This is a genomic window from Thiohalophilus sp. (assembly GCF_034521165.1).
In the GTDB taxonomy this organism is placed as follows: Bacteria; Pseudomonadota; Gammaproteobacteria; order UBA6429; family Thiohalophilaceae; genus Thiohalophilus.
Genome location: NZ_JAXHMV010000011.1, coordinates 117,627 through 133,838 on the forward strand (window position 1 = coordinate 117,627; position 16,212 = coordinate 133,838).

General features: G+C 55.4%; 19 protein-coding genes and 1 pseudogene. 8 read left to right on the plus strand and 12 right to left on the minus strand.

All coding sequences use genetic code 11. The annotated features are described in order from the left end of the window. Positions 1–11 precede the first annotated feature (11 nt). From dsrK to dsrA, 8 genes and pseudogenes are all read right to left on the minus strand, one after another. Entirely contained in the window at positions 12–1,550 is a 1,539-nt protein-coding gene (dsrK, locus tag U5K34_RS10795; RefSeq protein WP_416224085.1) for a sulfate reduction electron transfer complex DsrMKJOP subunit DsrK, read from the minus strand. 26 nt (positions 1,551–1,576) lie between these two features. Beyond that, on the minus strand, positions 1,577–2,305 hold the full coding sequence (locus U5K34_RS10800; protein ID WP_416224078.1) for a respiratory nitrate reductase subunit gamma: 729 nt from the start codon (positions 2,303–2,305) through the stop codon (positions 1,577–1,579). Between the two features lie 104 nt (positions 2,306–2,409). Further along, positions 2,410–2,745 carry a TusE/DsrC/DsvC family sulfur relay protein gene (locus U5K34_RS10805; RefSeq protein WP_322568398.1) on the minus strand — a complete coding sequence of 112 codons (336 nt, stop codon included), beginning with the start codon at positions 2,743–2,745 and terminating at the stop codon, positions 2,410–2,412. Positions 2,746–2,786: 41 nt separating this feature from the next. Continuing rightward, positions 2,787–3,095: a sulfurtransferase complex subunit TusB gene (gene tusB / locus U5K34_RS10810; RefSeq protein ID WP_322568399.1), complete on the minus strand. Its 309-nt coding sequence runs from the start codon at positions 3,093–3,095 to the stop codon at positions 2,787–2,789. Between the two features lie 16 nt (positions 3,096–3,111). After that, positions 3,112–3,519 carry a sulfurtransferase complex subunit TusC gene (gene tusC / locus U5K34_RS10815; RefSeq protein ID WP_322568400.1) on the minus strand — a complete coding sequence of 136 codons (408 nt, stop codon included), beginning with the start codon at positions 3,517–3,519 and terminating at the stop codon, positions 3,112–3,114. A 15-nt stretch (positions 3,520–3,534) separates the two neighbouring features. After that, a complete protein-coding gene (gene tusD / locus U5K34_RS10820) occupies positions 3,535–3,927 on the minus strand; it encodes a sulfurtransferase complex subunit TusD (protein WP_322568401.1) in 393 nt (130 codons plus the stop codon). A 20-nt stretch (positions 3,928–3,947) separates the two neighbouring features. Continuing rightward, complete coding sequence (dsrB, locus tag U5K34_RS10825) at positions 3,948–5,024, minus strand: dissimilatory-type sulfite reductase subunit beta (RefSeq protein WP_416224086.1); 1,077 nt, start codon at positions 5,022–5,024, stop codon at positions 3,948–3,950. A 50-nt stretch (positions 5,025–5,074) separates the two neighbouring features. After that, positions 5,075–6,335: pseudogene (dsrA, locus tag U5K34_RS16190) on the minus strand (dissimilatory-type sulfite reductase subunit alpha). 468 nt (positions 6,336–6,803) lie between these two features. Between dsrA and U5K34_RS10840 the strand changes: the two are divergent. The 5 genes from U5K34_RS10840 (at position 6,804) to U5K34_RS10860 (ending at position 9,530) form a co-directional block, all read left to right on the plus strand. After that, the gene (locus U5K34_RS10840; RefSeq protein WP_322568405.1) at positions 6,804–7,715 is read left to right on the plus strand and encodes a TauD/TfdA family dioxygenase; all 912 of its coding nucleotides are present in this window, start codon (positions 6,804–6,806) and stop codon (positions 7,713–7,715) included. 120 nt (positions 7,716–7,835) lie between these two features. Next, entirely contained in the window at positions 7,836–8,024 is a 189-nt protein-coding gene (locus tag U5K34_RS10845; protein WP_322568406.1) for a hypothetical protein, read from the plus strand. Positions 8,025–8,045: 21 nt separating this feature from the next. Further along, positions 8,046–8,720: a type I-MYXAN CRISPR-associated protein Cas6/Cmx6 gene (cas6, locus tag U5K34_RS10850; protein WP_322568407.1), complete on the plus strand. Its 675-nt coding sequence runs from the start codon at positions 8,046–8,048 to the stop codon at positions 8,718–8,720. A 146-nt stretch (positions 8,721–8,866) separates the two neighbouring features. Further along, positions 8,867–9,208, plus strand: coding sequence for a TusE/DsrC/DsvC family sulfur relay protein (locus tag U5K34_RS10855; protein WP_322568408.1), 342 nt, complete (start codon positions 8,867–8,869; stop codon positions 9,206–9,208). A gap of 112 nt (positions 9,209–9,320) precedes the next feature. Beyond that, positions 9,321–9,530, plus strand: a complete 210-nt coding sequence (locus tag U5K34_RS10860) for a hypothetical protein (RefSeq protein WP_322568409.1) — start codon at positions 9,321–9,323, stop codon at positions 9,528–9,530. 333 nt (positions 9,531–9,863) lie between these two features. Here the strand turns inward: U5K34_RS10860 and U5K34_RS10865 are convergent, their stop codons facing one another. Further along, positions 9,864–10,538 carry a Fe2+-dependent dioxygenase gene (locus U5K34_RS10865; RefSeq protein ID WP_322568410.1) on the minus strand — a complete coding sequence of 225 codons (675 nt, stop codon included), beginning with the start codon at positions 10,536–10,538 and terminating at the stop codon, positions 9,864–9,866. Between the two features lie 82 nt (positions 10,539–10,620). On the opposite strand from U5K34_RS10865, the gene U5K34_RS10870 reads away from it, so the two are divergent. Both U5K34_RS10870 and U5K34_RS10875 read left to right on the plus strand, forming a co-directional pair. Then, positions 10,621–10,938: a hypothetical protein gene (locus U5K34_RS10870; RefSeq protein ID WP_322568411.1), complete on the plus strand. Its 318-nt coding sequence runs from the start codon at positions 10,621–10,623 to the stop codon at positions 10,936–10,938. Positions 10,939–11,212: 274 nt separating this feature from the next. Beyond that, positions 11,213–12,787 (plus strand): PAS domain-containing methyl-accepting chemotaxis protein, encoded by a 1,575-nt coding sequence (locus U5K34_RS10875; protein WP_322568412.1) that lies wholly within the window; start codon positions 11,213–11,215, stop codon positions 12,785–12,787. Positions 12,788–13,078: 291 nt separating this feature from the next. On the opposite strand, the gene U5K34_RS10880 is transcribed toward U5K34_RS10875, so the two are convergent. The 3 genes from U5K34_RS10880 to U5K34_RS10890 form a co-directional block, all read right to left on the minus strand. After that, positions 13,079–13,561: a GNAT family N-acetyltransferase gene (locus U5K34_RS10880; RefSeq protein ID WP_322568413.1), complete on the minus strand. Its 483-nt coding sequence runs from the start codon at positions 13,559–13,561 to the stop codon at positions 13,079–13,081. 14 nt (positions 13,562–13,575) lie between these two features. Continuing rightward, positions 13,576–14,184 (minus strand): 2OG-Fe(II) oxygenase, encoded by a 609-nt coding sequence (locus tag U5K34_RS10885; RefSeq protein ID WP_322568414.1) that lies wholly within the window; start codon positions 14,182–14,184, stop codon positions 13,576–13,578. A 121-nt stretch (positions 14,185–14,305) separates the two neighbouring features. Further along, the gene (locus U5K34_RS10890; RefSeq protein ID WP_322568415.1) at positions 14,306–15,349 is read right to left on the minus strand and encodes an Sfum_1244 family protein; all 1,044 of its coding nucleotides are present in this window, start codon (positions 15,347–15,349) and stop codon (positions 14,306–14,308) included. Between the two features lie 206 nt (positions 15,350–15,555). Between U5K34_RS10890 and U5K34_RS10895 the strand changes: the two genes are divergently transcribed. Further along, positions 15,556–16,107 (plus strand): hypothetical protein, encoded by a 552-nt coding sequence (locus U5K34_RS10895; protein ID WP_322568416.1) that lies wholly within the window; start codon positions 15,556–15,558, stop codon positions 16,105–16,107. Positions 16,108–16,212: the final 105 nt, after the last annotated feature.

Below are 16,212 nucleotides of genomic sequence, written 5' to 3' on the forward strand. Positions count from 1 at the left end.
ATCGTAAAAGTTTAAGCTTCTGATTCAGTTTCAGTTGCTTCATCTTCTTCGTCACTCGGGGCATCACTTAAAATGAGTGCCTCGCTGACCAGCTGATGGACGCTGACAATGTCAGTCATACCGAACCCGTAGTAGGGTAGGACCTTGGTAAACTGGCTTTTGCAAATCGCGCAAATCGCCGCCACGTTGGTTACGCCGTTATCGTCCACGACGCGTTTGTAAGCTTCCATGCGGGGCTGGGCGCCTTTGACGCGCAACTCCATGAGATCGTCGGTCAACAGACCGCCACCGCCACCGCAGCAGAAAGTCGCTTCCTTGATGTAGTCGGCGGGCATGTCGACGTAATTGTTACAGACCGCCCGAATGATCGCGCGGGGAATATCGAACTGACCACCGGGCTTGTCACCCATGCGCGAGGCACGTGCCACGTTACAGGAATCGTGGAAGGTGAGCGTCATGTGATCGTTTTCGGACTTGTCGAATTTCAGTTTGTTCTTCTGGATCAGATCATAGGTGAATTCGCAGATGTGCTGCGGTACCGGATAATTGGGATCCAGAAAATCGAACGGACCGGCCAGCGTGTTCAGGAAGCTGTAGGCAACACGCCAGGCATGGCCGCATTCGCCGAATACAATACGCTTGACGCCAAGATCCAGCGCGGCCTTGCGAACCCGCATGGAAAGGTCACGCATGTTTTCGTAACTGCCGATGAACATGCCAAAGTTGGCGGCCTCGGACGCGTAGGAACTCATCGTCCAGCTCACCCCGGCTTCATGGAAGACCTTGGCGTAACCGATCAGGCCATCCACATGCGGCTCGGCGAAGAAGTCGGCGGACGGGGTGACCAGCAGGATTTCCGCGCCTTTTTGATCCAGCGGGAACTTGACCGGGACACCGGTATCTTCCTCGACTTCTTCTTCAAGACCTTCCAGGGTATCGGCCAGGGCCGGTTCGGGCAGCCCCAGGTTGTTACCGATTGTCCCGGCCTTGCCGATAATTTCGTTGCAGTATTTCTGCCCGACACCGATGCTGTCCATGATTTCGCGGGCGGCCATGGAGATTTCGGCAGTGTCGATGCCGTAGGGGCAGTACACGGAACAACGTCGGCACTGGGAGCACTGATGGAAGTAGCTGTACCAGTCGTCGAGGACGTCCCTGGTCAGATCCTTCGCGCCGACCAGCTTGGGGAAATATTTCCCGGCAAAGGTGCGATAGCGGCGATAGACCTGACGCAACAGATCCTGACGGGCCACCGGCATGTTCTTCGGATCGCTGGTACCCAGGTAGTAGTGGCACTTGTCGGTACAGGCGCCGCATTTGACGCAGGAATCGAGATAAACCTGCAGCGAGCGATAACGACCGCGCAGGTCATCGAGTTTTTCCAGCGCCTTTTCTTCCCAGTTGTCGACCAGCTCGCCGGGGAAACCCAGGGCTTCCTGAAACTGAGGCTTGGCCACATAGGGCTTGCTATGCGCCATTACCCCTTCTTTGAGCTTGGGGATGAGCGGGTATTCGTGCAATTCCGGTGTGTCGAAGTCTGCCACGTTAATAATCCTCTAGCGACTTTCCAGTGTATTTACTTTTCGAGTTCGGCGGCCCACGGTGCCAGATGGCGTTTTTCCCGCGGGTTGTCGACCTGGTTGCGGCTCGGGCTGAAGAACACACCCGGTGCGTGCAGCAGCTTGCTGATGGGGAAGATGATCATCAGCAGGGCGACCAGTGTCAGATGAACCAGTAAAAATGCGTCACCTGGCAGCGGTTCGATCGTGAAGCGCAACAGGCCAAGGAAAAAGGCTTTAACCATGACAATGTCGGTATGCGCGACAAAGGTCATCATCATGCCGCTGACGCCGATGGCAATCAGCAGTAACAGCATAAGATAGTCGGAGGGTGAGGAAATGTAACGCACCCGATCGACGAAAATCCGCCGGGCAAACAGGCCGAGCAGGCCGATGATCATGGCAAAAGAGGCGTATTTACCAAACGGTTGAATCAGATCAACCCAGAACCAGGTGTCCGCCTGGAAATACCGCAGATGTCGCAGCAATACGAGTAACAGGCCCAGATGGAACAACCAGCCAAACAGCCAGGTCCATTTGGTCGCCTTGAACAGGCTGGTGAACAGTACTACTTCGTGTACCATTCGCATTACAACACCGGAGCGACTCACGGGAGCCGGTGTCGTGGGAATCTTTAATGGTGCCGGCGTACGTGCGTACAAGGCAATCTTGCGCACCAAACCAACAACCAGCAGCAAGGTTGCCGCATAAAATAAAATTGCGTAAGTCACGGACAGCGCCGACATGCTACTGTTCCCTCTACGTTAACTCGTTGTAATTATCGGTTTAGATCATATTTAGGTGGAAAGGAGGGGAGTAACACTCCCCTCGAATCCCGCAGCGTCGGTGTTCAGACGCAGCCAGTCGGCTTGGGCAGACCGGCATATTTACATGCCTGCTTGCCGGGGCCATAGGGGAACAGTTCGTACAGGTACTTGCTGTTACCTTTTTCCTTGCCCAGTTTCTTGCCGATAGCCTTGGTCAGTACACGAACTGCCGGCGCGATCTGATACTCTTCATAGTATTCGCGCAGGAAGTTGATGACTTCCCAATGGTTTTCATTCAGGTCCTGGCCTTCGTCTTTGGCCATATACTCTGCAACTTCCGGAGTCCATTCTGCGAGGTTTGTCAGATAACCTTCTTCGTCGACTTCCAGCTCTTTGCCGCCTACGTTGATAGTACCCATCGTTTATCTCCTCAGTAAGATACTGTGTGTGGATTTACTCATTAAGTCCATGCGCTGACTTTGTCGTTATCGACAGTCAGCTGAACGAAACCGCTGTAGTCGACAACCTTGACGCCGTCGATCAGCTTGCTTTCGTCGATGCCTCGGGCTTTAAGATCAGGGCCCAGAACATAGAAAGAAATATCTTTCATCGCGCCTGATACCTTGTCAGCATGTGCTGTACCCTTCATCGCACCATAAACCCCGTCTTCATACATAATAACGGAGCTACCCTTGAGAGCGTGACTTATAGCGCTATCGAGAGAGTTACGCTCATAAGGTGATTTATTTACAGTGTGTATAATCGGCATTTTTCCCACCTAATACTTAGAAGCTCAAAACGACGTCGGAACCGTCAATAATCTTGGCGAGTTCCTCGGCAGAGACGACCTTGATGGAGTCTTTTTCCGCCCAGTCGTCGTCTTCGTCTTCATATTTCAGATCGAGCAAATCGTCGACGCTCAGACCGCGTGCGTCGAGAGATTCTTTTTCGACATAAATTTTCTGAACGTCATAATCGCCCAGGGCCGAGTAGGTCGGCGAGAAATTCTTGATGCCGAGCTCGGAGGTATCCTGACCTTTCATGATCTGGTAAACACCATCATCAATGAATGCCAGTGAAACGTCCTGTTCGAATGCGGCACCGATCAGTACGACTTCCAGGGATTCCCAGGCATAGACCGTACCGTAGGGCGCCCGGCGGTTCAGATATAAAAAATTCTTAATATCAGACATAAGAGGCACCCCTAATCAGTCACCAAATACCATCAGACGATCCGCCTGGACACAGCCTTCGATCAGCTGTCCCAGACCGGAGATACGAAAACCGGGGGCAATGTTATTGCCGTCCTTACCGTTTCGCTCCTGTTCGCCTTCGTCAACAATACCACGACGCTGCGCGGCGGCAACGCAAACCACCAGATCCATATCGTGTTTGCTGGCCAGTTCAGACCAGGTCTTCACGATGTTCAGATCATCCTGCGGTGGAGTGGTGTAACGCGTACCGTTATTTACGCCATCATGATAGAAAAATACACGAAAGACCTCATGACCCGCATCCAGCGCGGCCCTGACAAAGTTCAGGGCCGACGTAGAAGCTTCATGATTGTAAGGGCCTTCGTTAACCTGAATAACAAACTTCATCTGATTAACGTCCCCCTGGTTTAGAAGCGGATGTGGGTTGAAGCGTTCAGACTGCTGCGGGCACCACGCCAGTTATCGATGTGATACTTGGTGAACGGCAGACCGGTTACTTCAAAGAAACGCGGCCAACCGATACGCTCGATCCAGTCGTTGATACGCTCCCAGTCTTTCGCTCCTTCCTTGTATTCCTTGAGAATGCGCTTGACGATGGCGGTTGCTTCAGGCCAACGCGGCGGATTATTCGGAATACCGGAGGCAACCAGCTTCTGGAAGGTCGGCTTGCTACGGGCGTTGGAGTGGTTACCACCCACCCAGATAGCCAGCTTGGTGTGTTCCGGATCGTTGATCTGCATCGGCGGGCAGGGCGGGAAGCAGGCACCACAGCAGATGCATTTCTTCTCGTCCACTTCCAAAGAAGCCTTGCCGTTAACCATGGCCGGACGAATCGCGGCAACCGGGCAACGGGCAACAACCGAGGGACGTTCGCACACATTGGCAACCAGGTCGTGGTTGATGCGCGGCGGCTTGGTGTGCTGAACGTTGATGGCGATATCACCCTGGCCGCCACAGTTGATCTGGCAGCAGGACGTCGTCATATGCACCCGGTTGGGCATGTTGCAGTTCTTGAACTCGTCGACCAGCTCATCCATCATCGCCTTGACCACGCCAGAGGCGTCGGTACCCGGGATGTCGCAGTGCAACCAGCCCTGGGTGTGCGAAATCATCGATACCGAGTTACCGGTACCGCCAACGATAAAGCCGGCGTCGGTCAGGGCAGTGATCAACGGATCAACCTTGGCCGCATCGGAAACCATGTATTCGATGTTGGAACGAATGGTAAACCGAACATAGCCATCACCAAACTTCTCGCCGATTTCAGTCAGCTTGCGCAGTGAGTAGACGTCCAGAATACGCTGGGTACCGGCCTTGACGGTCCAGATTTCATCACCGCTGTGGGCGACGTGGCGCAGAACACCCGGTTTCGGGTGTTCGTGGAATTTCCACAGGCCGAAGTTTTTGCGCATTACCGGATGCATGTACTGGAAGCCGTCGGGGCAACCAGATTCAATAGGTTGACGCATGTCTTCGTATGCCATCATTCTCTCCTGATTGAGTTAATCTTACTTAATCTGTCAACCTTGATGGTTTACGCGGAAGCTTCTTCAGCTTTGCGGGCAAACCATTTTTCGGCTTCCTCGTCCCAGCCATCAGTCCGTACATAAGAAGACTGACGCGGGTTGTTGACCATGTGCGGATCAACGTCGATGCCGACGCCTTCCAGGAAGTTCACCAGGCCGATACGTTCGATCATTTCACCGGTACGCTCATGTTCCAGCGCGTTCTCGGCGAAGAAGTCGATGGTTTCCTCGGCGATTTCCACCAGGCGCTCGTAATCTTCTTCGGTTTCCAGCTTCATGAACGGAACGATAACGGTACCCATCAGGTCACCGATCTTCAGCGTACGCTTACCACCGATCAGCAGGGTGATACCGCGGTCGTCGCCGGGAGACAGCGCCTTGTTCATGACGTTCAGGCAGTGCATGCAGCGTACGCAGTTGTGGTTGTCCACTTCCAGCGTGTCGTCGTCTTTCAGGCTCAGTGCCTGGGTCGGGCAACGGGTGATGACGTTGTCGATCACGTATTCACGACCCTTGGCCTTGACGAAGTTCTTGACTTCTTCCTGGTCGACTTTCATATCGTCGCGCCAGGTACCGATGATGGCGAAAGTCAGCACGCTCGATGGCGTTCACGCAATCGTTCGGGCAGCCGGAGACCTTGAACTTGAACTTGTAGGGCAGGGCCGGACGATGCACGTCGTCGGTGAAGTTGTTGACCAGCCAGCGCTGAATACCGTGCTCGTTGGCGCAGGACTGTTCGCAACGCGCGGAACCGACACAGGACATGGCGGTACGTACGCACGGACCGGCACCACCGAGGTCCCAGCCGTATTCGTTGATTTCGTCGAAGAAGTGCTGGGTACCGGCGGTGTTGGTGCCGATGAACATGATGTTACCGGTCTGACCGTGGAAGGTGACCAGGCCTGAACCGTGTTTTTCCCAGCTGTCGCCGAGCTGGTTCAGCATGTCAGTGGTGTAGTAGTTACCTGCCGGCGGCTGAACGCGCAGGGTGTGGAATTCGCGAGAAGCGGGGAAGGCGTCGCCAACTTCGGAGAAGCGCGGAATGATACCGCCGCCATAACCGAATACGGAAACCGTACCGCCTTTCCAGTAACCCTTGCGAGTTTCGTAAGAGTGCTCCAGCTGCCCCAGCAGGGAACTGGCCATTTCATTGATTCGTTCGTCGGGATGATCGTCGCGCAGACGCTTAAAACCGGAAATAAAGCTGGGCCAGGGGCCTTTTTCCAGCTCATCCAGCATCGGAGTGTCATATAGTTTCTTTGCAGCCATGGTGTTCTCCTTAAGGGGTTACCCAAATAAGCCGTTGTACGTTTTACCTTTAAACCCCACCAAGCCGTGGGATTAAACACATCTTTTACAAGTTGCCCGAAGTCTATGCCGCAACTTTTGTGACGAGTATCATACTGATGGGGTGAATTGGGGCCCCCGGGTTATCCCTAATGGGGTATACCACCGGGCCACTACATGTAGGGGCTCTCGTCCACCCGATACACAAACGTCACTCACTCCCTGATAAAACCGGCCGGTTTGCCGCTTGGGGCGTATTACCAGCTGGGTATTCGTCTGTCTGGCGCGGTATGCTCTAATCTGTTTGATGGTCCGCGCCGTGACCTCCCGATTCCGCGAAAGCGTCACTATATATAAGAGGCTCACCGATTTGCCGGCGAACAATACCTGACTAAAAGAGTCGGGGATGCCCCGTAAAATGTGGGCGTATTCTACTGATGAATGACCAGAATGCAAATCATTAATGCACCGATAAAAAACAGGGCCGCGGCGGTTGCCGCCTTTGACCTGAACAACGATCGCGCCTATCGGCAGTGGCGGGATCAGCGTCTGGCCAACTATCCGGCCGGTGCCGCGTCATTGCGCGTGCCGCTGGCCGATCCCGCCAGCCTGAGCGAGCGCGAACAGCGCAACCTGCGCGAGCAGGTGCGCCGCTGCAATATGGCGATCTATCAGGCCGATCCGGCGACCGACCGCGAGGCGGTCCGGGCGCTGGGGCGACAGCTGGGACTCGAACGCCTGGACGGGAACCTGTGCGCCGACGAGGACAGTATTACCGCCCTGCAGGTGATCCCCGACGGGCGCCAGCGGGGCTATATCCCCTATAGCAACCTGCCGCTGAGCTGGCATACGGATGGATACTATAATAAGGGCGATCAAATGATTCGGGCCATGCTGCTGCATTGCGTGCGCCCGGCCGCCAGCGGCGGCGAGAATGCCCTGCTGGACCATGAAATGGCCTATATCCACTTGAGAGATACCGATCCCGCCTATATCTCGGCTCTGATGGCGGCCGATGCGATGACCATTCCGCCCAATGTGGAGCAGGGGGTCGAGATTCGCGGTGCGGTAAGCGGGCCGGTATTTTCCATCGACGGACCAACCGGGGCCTTGCATATGCGCTATACCCACCGCCAGCGCAACATCGAGTGGAAAGCCGACAGTCTGACCCGTGAGGCGGTCGCCTGTTTACGTGAATTTCTGGCCAGCGATTCGCCGTATATCGTCCGCTATCGCCTGGCCCCGGGAGAAGGTGTGGTGTGTAACAATGTGCTGCACAGCCGCAGCGGCTTCGACGACGATCCGGCGCAGCCACGGTTGCTGTACCGGGCGCGCTATTATGATCGCATCAGCGAGACATGAGAATACTTGCTCTCGCAGAGGCGCGGAGCTCGCAACGGAAAGCAAGGGATAAAAGGTATTACTTTGCGTTCTCTGCGCCTTGGCGAGAGACCAATAAATTCACCGCAACAGGACAGGATTATGCTCTGGTTAAGTGAAGTGTTACTGCAGAACCACGATCTGGAAAGTTTTGAACAGCTTGAAAAAGTGATCGTGGAAAAAGCCCGGGAAGGGGAAATGTTTTTCCGGATGGACGTGAAGCCGCCGTTCCAGGATACCCCGGAAAACTGGGAAGAACGTCTGGAAGCGGTATTTACCGCCCGGACCTGAATGAGACGCGAGGTGTAAGACGTGTTCTGGAGTGAAGAAAACGACGAACAGGAACAATTTGTCATCCCGGAGAATGTGCTGGATGTGGTCTTTGCCGTGAAGGACTGCCCCTGTCTGCCGGCCGAGCACGCCTATTCCCTGTCGCAAGCCCTGCATGACGCGCTGCCCTGGCTGTACGACGAGGAGCAGGTCGGCGTGCATCCGATTTATGGCGCGGAAAGTGGCAATGGCTGGCAACGGCCGGAGGATCCCGAGGCGCCGATTTATCTCTCCCGTCGGCAGAAGATGACCCTGCGCGTCCCGCGCGAACGGGTCGATGACGCCCTGCAGTTATCCGGACAAACCCTCGAGATCGACGGCTACAGCCTGACGGTGGGGGAGGCCAAAACCCGCCCGTTAAGTGATTTGCCGACCCTGTTTGCCCGTAATGTGGCCACCGAACCGGGATTGAGCGAGGACGACTTTCTGGCCCGGGTTGCCGAGGAGCTGCGTGAGCTGGATGTCCAGGTCAAGAAAATGATGGCCAGTATCGAGCGCGATATCCGCACGCCCGACGGCCCGCTGCATACCCGCGGCCTGATGCTGGCCGATCTCAGGCCGGAGGATTCGGTGCGCCTGCAGGAAACCGGGCTGGGACCGCACCGCAAGCTGGGTTGTGGCCTGTTGGTGCCGCAAAAAGGCATCAAGGCGGTCTGAATCGCGGCCAATCTGGTCGAAAATTCACGAAAAGTATTCACCCTGCACGCTTTTTTTGGTTTAATAAGCGCCCTTTAATATTCGGCAATTGTAATTTTCGATACGGTTTATTGATACTGACTTGATATTACAGGGGACAAGTAAAAATGGCTTACGAACTGAACGGCAAGACCATTGAGACCAACGAAAATGGCTACCTGCTCGATCATAACGACTGGAACGAGGAGCTGGCCCAGACCATCGCCAACGAGGAAGGCCTCGGCGAACTGACCGACAAGCATTGGGATATCATCCATTACCTGCGGGATGAATATATCAATAACGCCGGTAGCCAGCCCAACGAGCGGACCATCCTCAAGGCGATGGGCGAAAAGTGGGGTGCCAAAATCGGTCAGAAGGACACTTTCTCGCTGTTTCCGAAAATGCCCTCCAAGCAGGGTGGCAAGGTTGCCGGTCTGCCGGAAAGCCGCCGCAAGGGCGGGTATTAATTCCGGCATAGACCAAAAGTGATATAGGCGCGGCAGGTTCGGCCTGCTACATTGAGCCATAACCACGAATTCAGACCCGACTATTTATATAGAAGAGAGCGAGGTACCCGCTATGAGCTCGAAGGCAGAAAAAATCGCCAAATTGATCGAAATGCAGAAGCAATTCATGGAATACGAACAGACCCATGGCGTTGAGCCCAGGGATTACTATGCGCCGGAATCCGGCCACCCGCTGGACGGCTACCGTCAGCAGTACCGCGATCTGGCTATGGAAGTGCTGGAAGAAGCCCACAAGACCGTGGGTTCCAAGGCCTTCAGCTAATCGCCTTAACGCGAAATAGCTAATAAAAACGGGGCCTTGCGCCCCGTTTTTCATTTGAACTCTAGACTTGTGCCACTGTTAAAGTTCACTGTAAATAACGCAAAGGGTCGCTCCCGTCGTCCTGACTCCCGCGACACTAGTACTTCCCTGTACGTTGCGCGGAGGCGCAAAGTTCGCAAAGTCTGAACTTATCAAGCCCCTATTCGAATTATGTGCAGGTGTTGTACCGGTCACCCCCGCTTTCTGTAGGTACCCGCTAATCGCTCAAATGTTTTCTTTCTTTGCGCCCTTTGCGTCTTGGCGTCCTTTGCGTTCCTTCCACCGAGCTGACTACTAGATCTCGGCCCACATGCGAAACAGGTTTGAATAGGCGATATCCACCTGTCGGGTTTCGTCGTCGTCGGGGCGCTGTTGCAGCAGGCTCTCGCGGGCCTGGTTGAGGCCGTACAGCAGTTCGCGCCGGGCGGGGTCGCGGATCATGCTCTGGGCCCAGGAGACGGCCACCAGTCGGCTGCCGCGGGTGACTTCGGCCACATGATGCAGGCTGGAGGAGGGGTAGACCACGGCCTCTCCGGCCGGCAGTTTGATCGACTGGCTGCCGAAACTGGTGCGAATCACCAGCTCCCCGCCCTCGTACTCTTCTGGCGGGTTGAGAAATACCGTGACCGAGACATCCGATCGATAGCGCCCCTGGGCCGGTCCCATAATCGCGTCGTCCACATGATCGCCATAGGCCATGCCCGGTTGATAACGGGCGTAATAGGGCGCGGCGATTTTTGCCGGCAGGGCAGCGGCCTGATAGCGGGGATGTTGTACCAGATTCCCCATCACCAGATTATTCAGTTGCTCGAGTTGCTGGGCATCGGCGGCCAGCTCCTCGTTCTGTTTGACCCGTTTGGCCGCCATCCCGGCGGAGAGTTTGCCGTCGACAAACGGGGCGTTGTCCAGCACGGAACGGATATAGTCCAGACGCTGTTGATCGAGCACATCGGGGATTGTCACAAGCATTACGTGGTGTCTCTGTGGAAGGGATTCGTTACAATAGTATCAAATTCATGCCGGTCGACGCGCCGGCAAACAGGAGCACGCGATGATACTGACTGTAATGGCGGATGGACAAAGTATTCCGCTGGAAGTGCCGGACAACATGCTCAACGAGGCCAGGCCGATGTTCGACAAGATGGATGCCGACATGGATAACGGTTGGCAGATGGGCCGGGACTGGCTGGACAACCCGGGTCCGGAACAACGCTGTCAGATCGCCGCCGATAAATTGCTTACCGCCCTGGAGACGGACAATCGGAACATGGCGCAAATGATGGCCGCCTACATCCTCAGCAAGGCCCCCCATGTTGAAACCGTGGTGATCGACACCAACGGTGAAATGACCGAAACCCATTTCATGTAATTGTTCGCCGGATCGCGCGCCCGCCGATCCGGTTTTTCCACCCTCTTTTTCCTGTTCCCTCGCTCTGTTATCAGGGTAAACCCTTAGTAAGACCCGGGAAAACCCCGAAACCACTCTATTGCATCTCCTTGAAATCTCATGACTTTTTGTCTATTAACCTAAAGATTATAGTGGTATAAACGCTAAGGTATAACAACGGCGTCGTGTGGAAGGTGCGAGGTCTCGGCGCGATAGTGAAACAACGTGTTTGCACGACACAGGGGAGCCCGGCGTCATGAAAAAGAACTATCCGATTACCGGCCAGGAGCGCGATTATCCGGCCAGTCTGAATATCCTGTCCACCACCAATTCAAAAGGCATTATCACCTATGTGAATCCCGACTTTTGTGACGTCAGTGGATTCACTTCCGAGGAGCTGCTGAAAAAAAACCACAATATGGTACGCCATCCGGAGATGCCACCCGCGGCGTTCGAGGATTTGTGGCAAACCATCAAATCGGGCCAGCGCTGGATGGGGCTGGTGAAAAACCGCTGCAAAAACGGCGATCACTACTGGGTCGATGCCTACGTGACACCGATTACGCGCGACGGCGAGGTGGTCGAATACCAGTCCGTGCGTGTCAAACCCGGGCGCGATCAGGTCCGCCGCGCCGAGCGCCATTATGCGGCATTGAGCAAAGGCAAAATGCCGCGCCAGGCGACCCGCACGCGTTTTGGTTTGCGCAGTCGATTACTGGCCGTGAGCGGTGTGTCGCTGCTACCGGTGCTGGCGGCCCTGCTCTGGAGCGACTCACTGGCCTGGCAGCTGGGGTCCCTGCTGCTGGCGCTGATCATCGCGGCCGCGCTTAATCAGTTCGTAACCGCACCGCTGCGCCGGGCAGTCCGTCAGGCCCGGGAGATTATCGACAAGCCCCTGATGCAGGCGATCTATACCGGACGCCGGGACGAGGCCGGCGCGCTGCAACTGGCGTTCAAATTCCTGCAACAGGAAGTGGTGGGCATGGTCGGCCGAATCGCCGATTCCACCAATCGCCTGCATGATATGTCCGGCAACGTGACCTGCGCCATGCAGCAGAGTTCCGGCGCCGTGGAGCAGCAATCGGCCGAGACCGAACAGATCGCCACCGCCATCAATGAACTCAACGCCTCCTCCCAGGAGGTGGCCAGCAGCGCCAGCCAGGCTGAAGAGGCCGCCAGTCAGGCGGCAACCGCGGTGACACGCGGCAAGGAGGTGGTGGAGCAAAACATCGTCACTATCCGCGGTTTATCGCAGGAACTGAACAATGCCAGCGAGATCGTGCGGGCGCTCGGCAGCGACACGGATAATATCAGCAAAATCATTGACATGATTAACGGCGTGGCGGAACAGACCAACCTGCTGGCGCTCAATGCCGCGATCGAAGCGGCCCGGGCCGGAGAGCAGGGGCGCGGCTTTGCCGTCGTGGCCGACGAGGTGCGCATGCTGGCCCAGCGCAGTCAGGAAGCGACCCAGGAAATCCAGGGCATGATCGAACAGCTACAGGGCCGTTCCCGTCAGGCCGTCGAGGTCATGGACAAAAGCCAGGCCGAGACCGAACGCAGTGTCGAACAGACCGGCGAGGCGGGCGAGGCCCTGAGCGAGATCGACGATTCGGTGCGCTCGATTAACGACATGAACAGCCAGATCGCCAAGGCGGTTGAAGAGCAATCCAGTGTGATTGAGGAAATCAACCACAACATGGTCAATATCAATGATCTGGCCAACGACAACAGCACCAGCATGCAGCAGATGCAGGAATCCTGTCAGGTATTACTGCAAACGGCCAAAAACATGGAATCGCTGGTGGAACAGTTCTGGGCCAAGGAATAAGGACAGGGACGAGGGAAATAACAGGGCCGAGGGACGAGTTACGAGGGACGAGGAAGATCAAAACCGGGCAACCACGAAGACGCGAAGACACGAAGCATCCTTAATTGAAATTTCAGGGCTTATCCTTCGTGTCTTCGTGGTAAGCTTCAGCAGGTAGGCCGGACAAAGCGATAGCGGTGTCCGGCAATCTGGCACTAACAGGGCCGAGGGGCGAGTTACGAGGGACGAGGAAGATCAAAACCCGTTAACCACGAAGACACCAAGACACGAAGGATAAAAGCTAAAATTTTATCAAGGATTCTTCGTGTCTTCGTGTCTTGGTGGTGAGTCTTTATACGACGGCCCGAGAGTTTTAGACATCTCATAATGGACGATCTCGCCGAACAGGGTGTGACTCTGGTCCAGTAAGGCATAACCCTGGCGGCGATAAAAGTCCACGACCGGCTCGCGCGCGTGCAATATCAGCTGTTGCAGTCCCTGGGCGCGGGCCGCCTCCTCCAACGCCGACAGGATCTGTTTTCCCAGTCCCTGTCCCCGGTAATCGGGATCGACGGCCATATAACGTAACTGGCCGGTCCCGGCCTCGAGGGCATGCAGGCGACCGACGGCGCGAACCTGCTGTGCATCATCAATAATCATGCGATGAGTGGCGTTGGCCTCGTGTTCGTCCCGCTCACTACCGCGTGGCTGGTGCCACGGTGCGCGCAGAGTGCGCCAGCGTAGTTCGTAATAGGCGTCGAACTGCGCCGGGGTTTGCGGTGTGACAATCTGCATGGTTGCCAGGGATGTCAGGCAAATACCACCCAGGTGGTGGCGATGTACTTGATACCTTCCTCGAGGACGCAGGCGCGGTGTTCATGAGTCCAGAAGGGCGGGAACAGAACGAGCTTGCCGGTTTCGGGTTTGACCTTGAGGTTCTGATATAAAAATTCGGTTTCGCCGCCGGCGTCGACATCGTTCAGATACCACAGGGCCACCAGCTGGCGCATGGCAAAGTCGTGACTGCCGCCGTCGATATGCCAGTGATAATACTCGCCGGGCTGATAGCGCTGCAGACCGTAGCCCATATCCTTGAACGGGCCCTTGAAATAGGGAAAAGTTTCGCGAAACTCGAGCAGGGCGGTTTTCAGCGACTGAAACAGGGCCTGATCGATATCCTTCCAGTGTTCCTTGCCGCTGACCACCAGATCGGTGGTTTTTTTCACCCCGCTGTTCTCATCCACCGTCTGGCCGATACGCCCCGGATACTGCTCCTCGGTATGCTGTTCGAAGCGCGCAATCATCTCCCGACACAGCCCGGCCGACAGCGCATTTTGCTGCTCGAAAATAAAACTGCCGGGTTGCAGCTCGCGAATCGTCTTCAGCGGCGGCGGGGTGAATTCCATCTTGGCGGACATCACAAACCTTGTAATGTTGAATGCTTAATGTTGAATGTTAAATCAATACTGAATTAAGTGCGAACCGCAATTCAACATTCAACATTCAACATTCAACATTCAAAATTAAACATTATCACTTTCAGAGTCGGTTATTTTCGATCAGGTCCTGGATGGCTGTCACGTACTGGCGTTCGGGATCGGGCTCGATTTTGAGGATTTCGTCGGTCAGCTGCGACCAGTGCGCCTCGTTGCGATCGGCCAGTTCCTCCAGCCGGCCGCGGTTGTCGGTTTCCTGCCAGTGTCGGTAGGCGTCCATCAGCGACGGCGACAGGTGTTTGCGCATGTGGGTCAGGTTGCCGAAATAAAAATGCAGGGACGGTTCGTTCTCCTTTTCCAGCAACGCGGGCAGGGTGGAGATAGCATCGGCCAGATGATCGCGTACCGCCCGTAGCATCAGTTCGGCCCTGGTATAGGGCAGGGTGATCAGCAGCTCTTCCCATTTCTGGCCGAGGCGCTCACCGGCGCGGATCTCGCCGATTTCATGCAGCAGGATGGTTTCCAGCTCGTTGTCGGTCATCGCTTCCAGGGCGCGATCGACATCCGACTTGAAGTCGTAATAGGCCAGGGCCTTGCCCATGGCGTTGTCGGGCTGGTTCCAGTTCCAGCTTTCCAGCTTCTCCCATAACATCCGCTTGAGGGATTCGCGGCGGATATAGATGTTATTGCCCTGGGCCATGGCGGGTGGCGAGGTGAGATCCCGGGCCAGCTCCTTGTCGGCCACATACAGGCTGTAACCGTTGTACTGATCACGACGTTCCAGCCGCGCGAGGAAAAAATGGGGTTTGTTGTTAACGCCCAGCCCGCCGCTGTAGACCAGCCCGGTGTCCCGTAACTCTTCATTGATGGGGCCGGACTCGAACGGGTCATATTGCGCGTCGCCAATCTGCATAGGATTGAAGTGCTCGGTCTGCAGGCTGTCCCACAGGGCTTCCCGTTCGCGCAGCCAGCTGCCTACCTGTTTATTATCCAGCGAGGCGGAATAGGTCTCGCCGGCTTCCCAGCGGAAGAATTCACGCATTTTCATCAAATAGATGCAGAGGGTGTAATCCCCGGCATGACTGGCATCGGCAATATGGCAGTTGCGCTGCACCGTCTCCTGCAGCTGTTGCATCTCACGACTCATCGAATGCGTTCCTCATTATCGGTCAAACCGGAGTATAATCTTGTTTTTCCGGTAAGTAACTTAGTAAAATACTATGGTATACAGATTAGCACGTTGAAATCAATGGTGCTACCCATTAATAATCAATTAGTTATAATGGGTTCTTCATCCGGTTACTGAGCAAACCCGGCGCCCAGGCGCCGCCGACAACAGAAGGTAAGGCAATCATGGTGCGTTTAAAGACCCGCTGGCACAACAAGGAAGCGACCCACAGTTTCGATCAGATCGCCGGGGCCCTGGCCTACAACATCTGGAAAATCGCCATGAACGGCGTCCTGAACCTGGAAAAGGCCGATTTCGAAACCAACACCCTGAAGCACCGGATGGAAATCATCGCCGAGTATCTGGCCTTCAGCGTCCACCTGGCCGATCGCATGACCTACGAGCAGTTCGACGAGAACGAGCGCCAGGCGTTCATGACCGAACTGGTGAGCAAATGCGCCAAGCATTATGAAGACAACATGCGCGATATCATGGGTGGCGGCGACTATCGCAAGGAATTCATCGATCGGGTTAATCACCGCATGGCCGAATACGCCGAGTGTGACTACTCCGACGAAAATGGGCCGAGCTTCGGGATGAAGCGCATCTTCAGCGACTTCATCAAGGAGATCCTCAACGAGAAAGACAAACAGTGGATCGGCCAGCAGATCATCGACGCCGAAGTGCCCGAAATCGTCAAACACCTGCGCCGGGCAATGCCGAATCTCTTTACATAGTTGAGTTCTAAGTGCTGAGTGCTGAGTTAGCCGGGATTTCGCCATTCAAAATTCATAATTCAACATTCAGAATTATGATCTCTGCGTCTTTGCGTTGAATCACCG

Coding starts and splice junctions, on each gene's coding strand:
- U5K34_RS10800 (WP_416224078.1), bottom strand. CDS start 2,305: ATGTCGGCGCTGTCCGTGACTTACGCAATTTTATTTTATGCGGCAACC.
- U5K34_RS10805 (WP_322568398.1), bottom strand. CDS start 2,745: ATGGGTACTATCAACGTAGGCGGCAAAGAGCTGGAAGTCGACGAAGAA.
- tusB (WP_322568399.1), bottom strand. CDS start 3,095: ATGCCGATTATACACACTGTAAATAAATCACCTTATGAGCGTAACTCT.
- tusC (WP_322568400.1), bottom strand. CDS start 3,519: ATGTCTGATATTAAGAATTTTTTATATCTGAACCGCCGGGCGCCCTAC.
- tusD (WP_322568401.1), bottom strand. CDS start 3,927: ATGAAGTTTGTTATTCAGGTTAACGAAGGCCCTTACAATCATGAAGCT.
- dsrB (WP_416224086.1), bottom strand. CDS start 5,024: ATGGCATACGAAGACATGCGTCAACCTATTGAATCTGGTTGCCCCGAC.
- U5K34_RS10840 (WP_322568405.1), top strand. CDS start 6,804: ATGCAAATCATTAATGCACCGATAAAAAACAGGGCCGCGGCGGTTGCC.
- U5K34_RS10845 (WP_322568406.1), top strand. CDS start 7,836: ATGCTCTGGTTAAGTGAAGTGTTACTGCAGAACCACGATCTGGAAAGT.
- U5K34_RS10855 (WP_322568408.1), top strand. CDS start 8,867: ATGGCTTACGAACTGAACGGCAAGACCATTGAGACCAACGAAAATGGC.
- U5K34_RS10860 (WP_322568409.1), top strand. CDS start 9,321: ATGAGCTCGAAGGCAGAAAAAATCGCCAAATTGATCGAAATGCAGAAG.
- U5K34_RS10865 (WP_322568410.1), bottom strand. CDS start 10,538: ATGCTTGTGACAATCCCCGATGTGCTCGATCAACAGCGTCTGGACTAT.
- U5K34_RS10870 (WP_322568411.1), top strand. CDS start 10,621: ATGATACTGACTGTAATGGCGGATGGACAAAGTATTCCGCTGGAAGTG.
- U5K34_RS10875 (WP_322568412.1), top strand. CDS start 11,213: ATGAAAAAGAACTATCCGATTACCGGCCAGGAGCGCGATTATCCGGCC.
- U5K34_RS10880 (WP_322568413.1), bottom strand. CDS start 13,561: ATGCAGATTGTCACACCGCAAACCCCGGCGCAGTTCGACGCCTATTAC.
- U5K34_RS10885 (WP_322568414.1), bottom strand. CDS start 14,184: ATGTCCGCCAAGATGGAATTCACCCCGCCGCCGCTGAAGACGATTCGC.
- U5K34_RS10890 (WP_322568415.1), bottom strand. CDS start 15,349: ATGAGTCGTGAGATGCAACAGCTGCAGGAGACGGTGCAGCGCAACTGC.
- U5K34_RS10895 (WP_322568416.1), top strand. CDS start 15,556: ATGGTGCGTTTAAAGACCCGCTGGCACAACAAGGAAGCGACCCACAGT.